10 protein-coding genes are annotated in these 11,863 nt (G+C 59.6%); 7 read left to right on the forward strand and 3 right to left on the reverse strand.

The window, feature by feature from the left end; all coding sequences use genetic code 11:
* Window positions 1-114 precede the first annotated feature (114 nt).
* On the reverse strand, window positions 115-1,566 hold the full coding sequence (gene xylB / locus V2S86_RS21740) for a xylulokinase (RefSeq protein ID WP_330764088.1): 1,452 nt from the start codon (window positions 1,564-1,566) through the stop codon (window positions 115-117).
* 172 nt (window positions 1,567-1,738) lie between these two features.
* Window positions 1,739-3,058 carry a xylose isomerase gene (gene xylA / locus V2S86_RS21745; protein WP_330764089.1) on the reverse strand — a complete coding sequence of 440 codons (1,320 nt, stop codon included), beginning with the start codon at window positions 3,056-3,058 and terminating at the stop codon, window positions 1,739-1,741.
* Window positions 3,059-3,401: 343 nt separating this feature from the next.
* Here xylA and xylF point away from each other — a divergent pair, with 343 nt between their 5' ends.
* The 6 genes from xylF to V2S86_RS21775 all read left to right on the forward strand — a co-directional run bounded on the left by xylF (window position 3,402) and on the right by V2S86_RS21775 (window position 9,636).
* A complete protein-coding gene (gene xylF, locus V2S86_RS21750; protein ID WP_330764090.1) occupies window positions 3,402-4,397 on the forward strand; it encodes a D-xylose ABC transporter substrate-binding protein in 996 nt (331 codons plus the stop codon).
* Between the two features lie 29 nt (window positions 4,398-4,426).
* Window positions 4,427-5,968, forward strand: a complete 1,542-nt coding sequence (locus V2S86_RS21755) for a xylose ABC transporter ATP-binding protein (protein ID WP_330764091.1) — start codon at window positions 4,427-4,429, stop codon at window positions 5,966-5,968.
* Window positions 5,946-7,130 (forward strand): xylose ABC transporter permease XylH, encoded by a 1,185-nt coding sequence (gene xylH, locus V2S86_RS21760; RefSeq protein WP_330764092.1) that lies wholly within the window; start codon window positions 5,946-5,948, stop codon window positions 7,128-7,130. The genes V2S86_RS21755 and xylH overlap by 23 nt, the downstream gene beginning before the upstream one ends.
* A 221-nt stretch (window positions 7,131-7,351) precedes the next feature.
* Window positions 7,352-8,530 (forward strand): D-xylose utilization transcriptional activator XylR, encoded by a 1,179-nt coding sequence (xylR, locus tag V2S86_RS21765; RefSeq protein WP_330764093.1) that lies wholly within the window; start codon window positions 7,352-7,354, stop codon window positions 8,528-8,530.
* Window positions 8,531-8,591: 61 nt separating this feature from the next.
* Window positions 8,592-9,212, forward strand: coding sequence for a nucleotidyltransferase domain-containing protein (locus V2S86_RS21770; RefSeq protein WP_330764094.1), 621 nt, complete (start codon window positions 8,592-8,594; stop codon window positions 9,210-9,212).
* Window positions 9,163-9,636 (forward strand): DNA-binding protein, encoded by a 474-nt coding sequence (locus tag V2S86_RS21775; RefSeq protein WP_330764095.1) that lies wholly within the window; start codon window positions 9,163-9,165, stop codon window positions 9,634-9,636. Before V2S86_RS21770 ends, V2S86_RS21775 begins: the two co-directional genes overlap by 50 nt.
* On the opposite strand, the gene V2S86_RS21780 is transcribed toward V2S86_RS21775, so the two are convergent.
* On the reverse strand, window positions 9,610-10,464 hold the full coding sequence (locus V2S86_RS21780; RefSeq protein ID WP_330764096.1) for a LysR family transcriptional regulator: 855 nt from the start codon (window positions 10,462-10,464) through the stop codon (window positions 9,610-9,612). The genes V2S86_RS21775 and V2S86_RS21780 overlap by 27 nt on opposite strands.
* Before the next feature lie 126 nt (window positions 10,465-10,590).
* On the opposite strand from V2S86_RS21780, the gene V2S86_RS21785 reads away from it, so the two are divergent.
* Window positions 10,591-11,790: a CynX/NimT family MFS transporter gene (locus V2S86_RS21785; RefSeq protein ID WP_442996111.1), complete on the forward strand. Its 1,200-nt coding sequence runs from the start codon at window positions 10,591-10,593 to the stop codon at window positions 11,788-11,790.
* Window positions 11,791-11,863 lie beyond the last annotated feature (73 nt).

An 11,863-nucleotide genomic window follows, 5' to 3' on the forward strand; every position in this document is an offset into this window, starting at 1 on the left:
GTCAAAAAACATCCACCAATTTAGGAGAGGAACCCGCAGGTTGGCAGCGACATTTACCACTGGCGACTATTCGATTTGGTAATAATGCGGGGCAGGTTTACTGCCCCCAGGGCCTCACATCAGCGGCAACAAACAGCTATACAGCTCGCGGAAGGTGCTGCGGCGCGCGGCGTAGTGCCGATGGCGCTCGGCATCCGGTTCGTGCAGCTGTTCCCGCGGCAATTCGGGCAGCAGGTCGCTCAGCGGGCGCTGCGGATTCAGGGCGATCTGCGCCAGGCGCGCTGCCCCCAGCGCCGGGCCGACGTCGCCGCCGGTGCGGTATTCCAGCCGTTGGCCGCTGATATCCGCCAGCATCTGCCGCCAGAACGGGCTGCGTGCGCCGCCGCCGATCAAGGTGATGCTCGAAGGCTGCAGGCCGCTGGCGTGCAGCACGTCCATGCCGTCCGCCAGGGCAAAACCGACGCCTTCCAGCACCGCGCGCGCCAGATCGTTCGGCCCGTGCTGGTGGGTGAGGCCCCAGAACGCTCCTTTGGCGGTGGGATTGTTGTGCGGCGTGCGTTCGCCGGAAAGGTAAGGCAGAAACCACAGCGGGGCTTCCGCCGGGGGAGCCTGTTCGACGTTGCGCAGCAGGGTGGCGACGCTGTCGACATTGGTCAGCTTGCAGACCCAGTCCAGGCAGGAGGCGGCGCTGAGCGTCACCGACATCAGGTGCCAGGTGTCGGGCAGCGCATGGCAGAAACTGTGCACCGCGCTGGCCGGGTTGCTGAGAAAGCCGTCGCTGACCGCAAAGTAAACGCCCGAGGTGCCGAGCGACAGCATGGCTTGCCCGGCCTGATACAGCCCAACGCCGATCGCCCCGGCGGCATTGTCGCCGCCGCCGGCCACCACCGGCACCGGCGGCATGCCCCAGCGCCTGGCCAGCTCGGTGTGGGTCTGACCGGTGATTTGATTGCCTTCGAACAGCTGCGGCATGTGGCGGCGCGACAGGCCGCAGGCGGCCAGCATCTCGTCGCTCCAGTCGCGCAGCGCTACGTTCAGCCACCCGGTGCCTGCGGCGTCCGACATATCGCTTGCGAACTCGCCGGTCATGCACCAGCGCAGATAATCTTTGGGTAACAGCACCTTATCGATCTGGCTGAACAGGTGCGGTTCATGCTGTTGCACCCACAGCAGCTTGGGGGCGGTAAAGCCGGGCATCATCAGGTTGCCGGTAATGTGCCGCGATTGCGGCACCGCCCGCTCCAGCGCCTGGCACTGCGCGGCGCTTCTGCCGTCGTTCCACAAGATGGCCGGGCGCAGCACCTGTTGGCGGTCATCCAGCAGCGTGGCGCCGTGCATCTGGCCGCTGAGGCCAATGGCCTTCACCTGTTGCAGACTGTGCTGCTTGCCCAGCGCCAGCATGGCGCGATCGGTGGCGTGCCACCAGTCCTGCGGCGCCTGTTCTGACCACAAGGGATGGGGGCGGGAGATGGGCAGCGGTTCACTCTGGCTGGCAAGCAGTTGGCCCTGCTCATCGAGCAAAATGATTTTTACGCCGGAGGTGCCGAGATCGATGCCGATGTACATGATTGAGATCCTTTAAAACGCGGCGGACGGTGCGCCGCGCGGGTATGCCCTTCATTCTTCAAGCTGCATCTGTGTTGGCTACCTGCGCCCACCCCTGTCACGTACTGGCTGTACGCTCCCGGGGATGCGCTTCGTTGCCGCCATGATGCAACTCGAATTATTTTGGGCATAGTTAGCCGAACAGGTAGCGGTTCATCAGGTTCTCAAGCTGTTCCTGACGGCCGCTGGCGTGCTGCGGCGCCAGTGCATGTTGTTCAGCGTACTGCGCCAGGGCTTCCAGCGACAGTTTGCCCTGCAAAATTTGCTGGCCCAGCTCACCGTTCCAGCCGGCGTAACGTCGGGCGACCTGCTGAGGAAGTTGGCCGTCGGCCGTCATCCTGGCCGCCACTTTCAGTGCCAGCGCCATCGTGTCCATCGCACCGATATGGCCGTAGAACAGATCGTATTTGTCGGTGCTTTGGCGGCGGACCTTGGCGTCGAAGTTCAGGCCACCGGTGGTGAAACCGCCGGCCTTGAGGATTTCGAACATCACCAGGGCGTTCTCCTCCACGCTGTTGGGGAACTGGTCGGTATCCCAGCCCAGCTGCGGATCGCCGCGGTTGGCGTCGACCGAGCCGAAGATGCCGAGCGCGATGGCGGTGGCGATTTCATGGTGGAAGGAGTGCCCGGCCAGGGTGGCGTGGTTGGCCTCGATATTGACCTTGATCTCCTTCTCCAGCCCGAACTGCTTCAGGAAGCCGTACACCGTGGCGACATCGTAGTCGTACTGGTGCTTGGTGGGTTCCTGCGGTTTGGGTTCGATCAACAGCGTGCCCTGGAAACCGGTTTTGTGTTTGTGCTCCACCACCATTTGCATAAAGCGGCCAATCTGCTCGCGCTCCTGGCGCAGATCGGTATTCAGCAGGGTTTCGTAACCTTCGCGTCCGCCCCACAGCACGTAGTTCTCGCCGCCCAGTCGATGAGTGGCGTTCATGGCGGTGAATACCTGCGTGGCTGCCCAACTGAACACTTCCGGATCCGGGCTGGTGGCCGCGCCTGCGCCATAGCGCGGATGGGTAAAGCAGTTGGCGGTGCCCCACAACAGCTTCACGCCGCTGCTTTGCTGCTTTTCCGCCAGCACGTCGGTCATTACCGCAAAGTTATTCAGATACTCTTTCAGCGAAGCGCCTTCCGGCGACACGTCGACGTCGTGGAAGCAATAGTAAGGTACGTTCAGCTTGTGGAAGAATTCGAACGCCACGTCGGCCTTGCGTTTTGCCAGCGCCAGCGCATCGCCCGGTTGCTGCCAGGGGCGATCGAAGGCCCCGACGCCGAACATGTCCGCGCCGTTCCAGCAGAAGGTGTGCCAGTAACAGGCGGCGAAGCGCAGGTGGTCGGCCATGCGTTTGCCGAGCACCAACTCATCGGGATTATAGTGGCGGAAAGCCAGCGGGTTATTGCTGTCGGGGCCTTCGTAGCGAACTTGCTCAAGCTGATCAAAATAGGATTGCATTTTCGACTCCTGGGTAGCGATGCCCGGTTTACGGGATGCATTTATCTTCGGAGTTAGATCCCTGCGGCTCAATTACGTTATTTCACTCTTAAATTCACAGAATTATTAAATGTGCGGCAGATCTCATAATAGGCATTTAAGCGCGTTTCATTTGAATTTTATGGCGCACGACAGTGCTTTTCAGGGTGAAAGCATGACCGCCATCATAAAAATAACATTAAACCAAAAATCATAATTCGCCGGTAAAAATCTGTAATTGCCGAAGAGTAAATAACCGACAACAATCCTTAACCAGTTCGTTTCAATTATTACCCTTACACATTAAATAACAAAGGTATATAAGATGAAATTAAAACCCCTGTTCCTTTCGGTCTGTGCGCTGCTGGCGCTGGCCAGCCAACCTGCACTGAGCAAAGAAATCAAAATCGGCATGGCGATCGACGATCTGCGCCTGGAGCGCTGGCAAAAAGACCGCGATATTTTCGTCGGCAAAGCCAAGGCATTGGGGGCGGACGTTTTCGTGCAATCGGCCAACGGCAATGAAGAAACCCAGATGGCGCAGATAGAAAACATGATCAACCGCGGCGTCGACGTGTTGGTGATCATTCCTTATAACGGCCAGGTGCTGAGCAACGTCATCAGCGAGGCCAAACGGGAAGGCATTAAGGTATTGGCCTACGATCGCATGATCAATAACGCCGATATCGATTTCTATATCTCCTTCGATAACGAAAAGGTCGGTGAACTGCAGGCGCAAAGCCTGGTGCAGCGGGTGCCGCAGGGGAATTATTTCCTGATGGGCGGTTCACCGGTGGATAACAACGCCAAACTGTTCCGTCAGGGCCAGATGAAGGTGCTGCAACCCTTGATCGACAGTGGGAAAATCAAGGTGGTGGGCGATCAGTGGGTTGATGGCTGGCTGCCGGAAAACGCATTGAAAATCATGGAAAATGCGCTGACCGCCAACAGCAATCATATCGACGCCGTGGTGGCCTCCAACGACGCGACCGCCGGCGGGGCGATCCAGGCGCTGGCTGCACAGGGATTGGCGGGCAAGGTGGGCATTACCGGTCAGGACGCCGATCTGGCGGCGGTGAAGCGCATCATGGCCGGCACCCAGACCATGACGGTCTACAAGCCGATCAGCAAGCTGGCCGATGAGGCGGCGAGCATTGCCGTGCAACTGGGCAAGGGCGAAAACCCCAAATCCAACGCGACCCTGAATAACGGCGTCAAACCGGTGCCGGCCTGGTTATTGACGCCGATCCCGGTGGATAAATCAAATATCGACAGCACTATTATTGCCGACGGTTTCCATAAAAAAGCCGATCTTAATTAATGCCGATATCCGGTGACGCGGAGGGAATAATGCCCTGCCTATTGGAAATGAAAAATATCACCATGCAATTCGGCGCAGTCAAGGCCGTGGATAATGTCAGCCTGCAACTGGAGGCCGGCCAGGTATTATCCTTATGCGGTGAAAACGGGTCGGGAAAATCCACGCTGATGAAAGTGCTGTGCGGAATATATCCGCACGGCAGTTATCAGGGCGATATTTATTTTTCCGACGATGTGTTGGCGGCAAAAAATATCCGCGACACCGAGAAAAAAGGCATTGCCATCATTCATCAGGAATTGGCGTTGGTGAAGCAGATGACGGTGCTGGAAAACATGTTTCTCGGCAACGAACAGTGTCGCCGTGGGGTGATGGATTACGACGCCATGTACCTGCGCTGCCGGCGCATGCTGGCGCAGGTCAAGCTGGAGGTGGATCCCAATACCCGCGTCGGCGAGTTGGGGTTGGGGCAGCAGCAACTGGTGGAGATCGCCAAGGCGCTCAACAAGCAGGTACGGCTGCTGGTGCTGGATGAACCGACGGCGTCGCTGACCGAAAGCGAAACTGCCACGCTGTTGGCGATCATTCAGGATCTGCGCGATCACGGCATCGCCTGCATTTACATTTCGCACAAGCTGAACGAGGTGAAGGCGATCTCGGATCTGATCTGCGTGATCCGCGACGGCAAGCCTATCGGCACGCGGCCGGCGGCGGAGATGAGCGAAAAAGACATTATCGCCATGATGGTGGGGCGCGAACTGACCGAGCTGTATCCGCAGCAGGAACATACGATCGGCGACGTGATTTTGCAGGTGGATAACCTGACCGCCTGGCACCCGGTGAACCGCCACGTCCGCCGGGTGGATGAGGTGTCGTTCAGCCTGCGGCGCGGCGAAATTCTTGGCGTCGCCGGGTTGGTCGGCTCCGGCCGTACCGAGACCATGCAGTGCCTGTTCGGCGTCTATGCCGGCCGCTGGCAGGGCAGCATCCGCATTAACGGCCAGCCGGCCGTGATCGACAATTGCCGACAGGCGATGCGCCACGGCATCGCCATGGTGCCGGAAGACCGCAAGCGCGACGGCATTGTGCCGGTGATGGGCGTCGGGGCGAATATGACGCTGGCGGCGCTGAGCGATTTCAGCGGCGCATTGACGGTGATCGACGACGCGCAGGAGCAGGCGACCATTCGCCAGTCGCTGGCGCAGCTGAAGGTGAAAACGTCGTCGCCCGAGCTGGCGATCGCCAGGCTGAGCGGCGGTAACCAGCAGAAGGCGATTTTGGCCAAATGCCTGTTGCTGAAGCCGAAAATCCTCATTCTGGATGAGCCGACCCGCGGTATCGATATCGGCGCAAAACAGGAAATCTATAAATTGATCAATCAGCTGGTACAGCAGGGTATCGCGGTGATCGTGGTGTCTTCGGAACTGCCGGAAGTGCTGGGCCTCAGTGACCGCGTGTTGGTGATGCATCAGGGGCGTATCAAGGCGTCGCTGGAGAACCGGGGGTTGACTCAGGAACAGGTGATGGAAGCCGCATTGAGGAGTGAAACCGATGTCGAAAAGCACGCAGTCTGACGCGATAGCGCAGGAAATTACCGAGAAAAAGCCCATCCTGAAGCTGAAATCCATCAATTTTCAGGTGCTGGTGATGCTGGCGGCGATCGCCGTCATTATGCTGTTCTTTACCTTTACCACCGAGGGTGCCTATCTCAGCGCGCGCAATGTCTCCAACCTGCTGCGCCAGACGGCGATTACCGGCATTTTGGCGGTGGGCATGGTGTTCGTGATTATTTCGGCGGAGATCGACTTGTCGGTCGGTTCCATGATGGGGCTATTGGGCGGCGCGGCGGCGATTTTTGACGTCTGGCTCGGCTGGCCGCTGCCGCTGACCATTGTGGTTACACTGCTGGCCGGCTTGCTGCTGGGCGCCTGGAACGGCTGGTGGGTGGCGTACCGCAAGGTGCCGTCGTTTATCGTCACGCTGGCGGGCATGCTGGCCTTTCGCGGCATTCTGATCGGCATCACCAACGGCACCACGGTAGCGCCGACCAGCGGCGCCATGTCGCAGATCGGCCAGAGCTATCTGCCGAGCGGCGTGGGTTTTGGCATCGGCGCCGTCGGGCTGATGCTGTTCGTCGCCTGGCAATGGCGGCGACGCAGCCGACGCGCGCAGCTCGGGCTGCCGGTGGCCGCGGCGACCGGCGATGTGGTCCGGCAAAGTATCCTGGCGGTGGTGGTGCTGGGGGCCATTTATCTGCTCAATGATTACCGTGGCGTACCTACGCCGGTACTGATCCTCACCGCGCTGATGCTGGCGGGGATATTCATGGCTACCCGCACCGCTTTTGGCCGCCGGATTTATGCCATTGGCGGCAATATCGATGCCGCGCGCCTGTCGGGGGTCAACGTCGAACGCACCAAGCTGGCGGTGTTCGCCATCAATGGCCTGATGGTGGCGATTGCCGGGTTGATCCTCAGTTCGCGGCTGGGCGCCGGCTCGCCGTCGGCGGGCAATATCGCCGAGCTGGATGCCATCGCCGCCTGCGTGATTGGCGGCACCAGCCTGGCCGGCGGCATCGGCAGCGTAGCCGGCGCGGTGATGGGGGCGTTTATCATGGCGTCGCTGGATAACGGCATGAGCATGCTGGACGTGCCGACCTTCTGGCAGTACATCGTCAAGGGCGCGATCCTGCTGCTGGCGGTGTGGATGGACTCTGCCACCAAGCGCCGGGCATAAGAATATATCCTTCATACTTGAAGCTGCATCTGTGTTGGCTGCACTTACTCACCCGAATCACTTACTTTAGTAAGCTCATCGGGATGAGTTCCTTTGCCGCCTTGATACAACTCCAATTATTTTGGATGTAGCGCTTGAGCTCACAATTATGAGTTGACGCCTGCTGCTCTCGCAGAGGGTTATGTTATCCCAGAGAGCAGTTTATTTATCGGGGATGCCGCATGTTCGCGAAGCGCTTTCGCATTACGTTACTGTTCAACGCCAATAAAGTGTATGACCGCCAGGTGGTCGAGGGCGTCGGCGAGTATTTACAAGCTTCACAGTGTGACTGGGACATCTTTATCGAAGAGGATTTTCGCTGCCGTATCGACAACATCAAGGACTGGCTGGGCGATGGGGTGATCGCCGATTACGACGATCGCGAGATTGAGCGGTTGCTGTATAACGTCAATGTGCCGATCGTCGGCGTTGGCGGCTCCTATCACCGCGAAGAGGATTACCCGCCGGTGCACTATATCGCCACCGATAATCAGGCGCTGGTGGAGGCGGCGTTTATGCACCTGAAGGAGAAAGGGGTCAATCGCTTTGCCTTTTACGGCCTGCCGGCGGAAGGCGGAAAACGCTGGGCGCAGGAGCGCGAACAGGCTTTCCGCCAGCGGGTGGCGGCGGAGCAATATCAGGGCGTGGTGTATCAGGGCATGGCTACCGCGCCGGAGAACTGGCAGTACGCGCAGAACCGGTTGGCGGACTGGGTGCAGACCCTGCCGCAGCAGACCGGCATCATCGCCGTGACCGACGCGCGGGCGCGCCATTTGCTGCAGGTGTGCGAGCACCTGGATATCGCGGTGCCGGAGAAACTCTGCGTGATCGGCATCGATAACGAAGAGCTGACGCGCTACCTGTCGCGGGTGGCGCTGTCATCGGTGGCGCAGGGCACTCGCCAGATGGGTTACCGCGCCGCCAAGCTGCTGCATCAACTGCTGGACCGCCGCGAACTGCCGCTGCAACGCATCCTGGTGCCGCCGGTGAAGGTGATTGAACGCCGCTCCACCGATTTCCGCTCGCTGCGCGATCCGGCGGTGATTCAGGCCATGCATTACATCCGTCATCACGCCTGCAAGGGCATCAAGGTCGAGCAGGTGCTGGATGCGGTCGGCATGTCGCGCTCCAACCTGGAAAAACGCTTCCGGGACGAGACCGGTGAAACCATCCACCATATGATCCATCAGGAAAAGCTGGAGCGCGCCCGTAATCTGCTGACGGCGACCTCGCTGACCATCAACGAGATCTCCCAGATGTGCGGCTACCCGTCGTTGCAATACTTCTATTCGGTGTTCAAAAAAGGCTATGACGCAACGCCCAAAGAGTACCGCGAACGCCACGGTGAAGCCGGGTATTAGTTGCCTTTTTGTAGCCTTAAAGGCTACATTTGTAGCAAATAAAGCTACAAGAAGAAGCGTCATGTACCATCCTCTGCTCGACATCCTGTTCAGCGAATATCGGCGAAAAGTGCTAAGCCTGCTGCTAACTCAGCCGGAGCAAGCGTTTCATGTGCGTGAAATTGCGCGCCGGACCGCAACTCAGGCCGGCACTCTGCATAAAGAGTTGAATAAACTGGCGCAGGGCGGCATTTTGCTCAGGCAGCAACAGGGGAATCAAATTTGTTACAGGGCTAATCCCGACTGCCTGATTTTTACTGAGCTGGCGGCTGTTTTCCGCAAAACCTCCGGGATTGTCGGGTGTTTGCAACAGGCCTTGTCCGGGCTCGATGCCGAGCTTGAGTTGGCCTTTGTTTTTGGCTCAATCGCCAGTGGCAAAGCCAATGCAGACAGCGACATAGATGTTTTGATCGTCGGCGATGTGTCTTTCACGGAGATTATCAAAACTTTTTATCCGCTACAGGAGACGCTGGGCAGGGAAATTAACCCTAAGTTGTACTCTTCAGCAGAATGGCAGTTGGCTTTGGCTGAGGGTTCTGCGTTTATTCAGGACATTATGAATAAACCGCAATTATGGATTTTGGGAGACAAGGATGACATTGGACAATTTGGTCGGCATCGGCCTGGAGGCGATACCGCCTGATTCGGGCGCTATTAGAAAATTACTCTCCGCCGCTGCACGGAATAGACGTGATGCCAGCATTACGCAGCTTAGCAATGAAAGCCGTTTTGACACGGCGTATAAAGCGGTAATGCAAATGGCCAATGCCGCTTTGCAGGCACAAGGCTTTCGGACGTTGACCAGCAAACCAGGCCATCACCAGATTGTGATTCAATCTTTGCCGCTTACGGTGGGGATCCCCCGTGAAACCATGATTTGTCTGGATACTTTGCGAAAACAACGCAACATTGCGGATTATTCAGGTGATTTGGTCACAGATGCGGCGGTGCAGGCTTGTCTGGAACAGGCCGAGGCATTATGGCTGGCGGTCAATGACTGGCTTCGACTCAAACATCCCCAGCTTTTGGAATCATGTCCCTCACACCAACCCGCAGAACGCCCTTAGCCGCTCGGCCAGTGCCGGGGTGGCGGCGGGTGCGCTGTCGCGGTAGTAAAGCGCCAGCTCGAAGCTGCCGATCGGCGGTAACCCTTCGGCGATACCCAGCACCTGGTGGCTCGGCAACCGGCAGCCGGCCGGTAACAGGGTGACGCCCAACCCGGCGGCGGAGGCGGCGGTGAGTGCCGCCAGGCTGGCGCTGCTGTAGCCGATGCGCCAGCGTTTGCCGAGGTTATCCAACGCCTGACACAGCTCTTCGCGGTACAGGCCATTGAGCGGAAACACCGCCAACGGCACCGGGGATTGCTCGATCGCCGGGAAGGCCAGGCTGTCGAGCCACAGCAGCGGTTCCGGCCTGGCGGCGCGCGGCGGCTGGCTGCGGCGCTGTTTGACCAGGATCAGATCCAGCTCTTCACGGGCGTAGGCGCTGTGCAGATCGGCGCTCAGACCGCTGGCGACGTCGAGGCGCAGGTGCGGGTGCGCACGGCTGAATTCCGCCAGCAGCTCGGTGGTCGGCACCGCGAAATCCTCCGGCATCCCCAGCCGCAATACCCCGTCGCGCCAGATACCGGTCAGCGCGTCGTGCGCCTCTTCATTCAGCGCGATAATCCGCCGCGCATAGCTCAATAGCTTGACGCCCTCTTCGGTCAGCAATACCTGATGGGATGAACGTTCAAACAGCGGCTTGCCGAGCATCTCCTCCAGCCGCCGCACTTGCTGGCTGACGGTCGATTGCGACAGGAACACCCGATCCGCGGCGCGGGTGAAGCTGCCGCTGTCGCAGACCGCGACAAAGCTGAGCAATAACTGCGGATTGAACATCGGGTAACGATTCATTTTCCCACTGCCGGCTATTTCATTATTTAATTTCCCAATACTAGCGGCGATGCCTACAGTAACGCAACGCTGTGGCGCACAGGCTGTGACGCTGCACTCTTCATCCCGCAAGACCAGGATTATGCCGTGTTAAATCATTCCGTTTCCTCCGCCACCCCGCGCCGCGGGTTTAACCCGCTGCTGTGGGCGCTGGTGCTGATTGGCCTGAATATGCGGCCCTTGTTGACCTCGATCGGCCCGCTGCTGCCGACGTTACGGCAGGCCACCGGGCTGAGCTTTGGCGGCGCTGCGCTGCTGACCACCCTGCCGGTGCTGATGATGGGGCTGATGGCGCTGGCGGGTGGGGCGATCAACCGCCTGTTCAGCGAACGAACCAGCGTGGTGCTGAGCCTGCTGGCGATCGGCCTCGGTGCCGCCTGGCGCGAACTGGCGCCGGGCAGTGTGCAACTGATGCTGAGCGCGGTGCTGGGCGGGCTGGGGATTGGGGTGATCCAGGCGGTGATGCCCGGGATTATCAAGCATCACTTTCTCAAGCGGATGGCATTGGTGGCCGGGCTGTGGTCGGCGGCGCTGATGGGCGGCGGCGGACTGGGAGCGGCGATAACGCCGTGGCTGATGAGCGCCGGGCATGACTGGCACAGTGCGTTGGCCTGGTGGGGGGCACCGGCGCTGGTGGCGTTGATCGCCTGGTGGCCGGTCAGCCGTGGGTTGGCTCGCCTTGCGCCATCCGGCGCTACTGCCGGTCCAAACCTGTTGTTCAGCCGCCGCGCCTGGTTGCTGGGCGCTTATTTTGGTTTGATCAACGGCGGCTATACCAGCCTGATCGCCTGGCTGCCGCCGTATTACATGCAGCTTGGCTGGCAGCCGCAGGCCAGCGGAACGCTGCTGGCGCTGATGACCTTCGGCCAGGTGATTGGCGCGCTGTTGCTGCCGGCGGTGGCGCGGGCGCAGGATCGTCGGCCGCTGTTATGGTTGGCGCTGGTGATGCAACTGATCGGTTTTATCGGCCTGATTTACCTGCCGGAGACGCTGCCGTGGCTGTGGGTACTGATCGCCGGCCTGGGGCTGGGCGGCGCCTTCCCGCTGTGCCTGGTGCTGGCGCTCGATCATATCCCGCACCCGGCGGAGGCGGGGCGGTTAGTGGCGTTTATGCAGGGCATCGGTTTTCTGCTGGCGGGGGTGACGCCATATCTTTCCGGCCTGCTGCGCGACTACAGCGGCGGCTTTGTGCTGGATTGGCAAATCCATGCGCTGCTGGTGGTGGTGTTAATCGCCATCACCGGGCGTTTTCATCCGCGCAGCTACCGGCAGGCATTCCGCGAATAATATTTCTGTCATTGCTGCTCCCTATAGTGACGTTGCTTTTACCTCGGGGCGATAACAACAATTAGGGAACCAT

The sequence above is a fragment of the Serratia sp. C2(1) genome (genome assembly GCF_036352655.1).
Taxonomy (GTDB): domain Bacteria; phylum Pseudomonadota; class Gammaproteobacteria; order Enterobacterales; family Enterobacteriaceae; genus Serratia; species Serratia inhibens.

Coding starts and splice junctions, on each gene's coding strand:
- xylB (WP_330764088.1), bottom strand. CDS start 1,566: ATGTACATCGGCATCGATCTCGGCACCTCCGGCGTAAAAATCATTTTG.
- xylA (WP_330764089.1), bottom strand. CDS start 3,058: ATGCAATCCTATTTTGATCAGCTTGAGCAAGTTCGCTACGAAGGCCCC.
- xylF (WP_330764090.1), top strand. CDS start 3,402: ATGAAATTAAAACCCCTGTTCCTTTCGGTCTGTGCGCTGCTGGCGCTG.
- V2S86_RS21755 (WP_330764091.1), top strand. CDS start 4,427: ATGCCCTGCCTATTGGAAATGAAAAATATCACCATGCAATTCGGCGCA.
- xylH (WP_330764092.1), top strand. CDS start 5,946: ATGTCGAAAAGCACGCAGTCTGACGCGATAGCGCAGGAAATTACCGAG.
- xylR (WP_330764093.1), top strand. CDS start 7,352: ATGTTCGCGAAGCGCTTTCGCATTACGTTACTGTTCAACGCCAATAAA.
- V2S86_RS21770 (WP_330764094.1), top strand. CDS start 8,592: ATGTACCATCCTCTGCTCGACATCCTGTTCAGCGAATATCGGCGAAAA.
- V2S86_RS21775 (WP_330764095.1), top strand. CDS start 9,163: ATGACATTGGACAATTTGGTCGGCATCGGCCTGGAGGCGATACCGCCT.
- V2S86_RS21780 (WP_330764096.1), bottom strand. CDS start 10,464: ATGAATCGTTACCCGATGTTCAATCCGCAGTTATTGCTCAGCTTTGTC.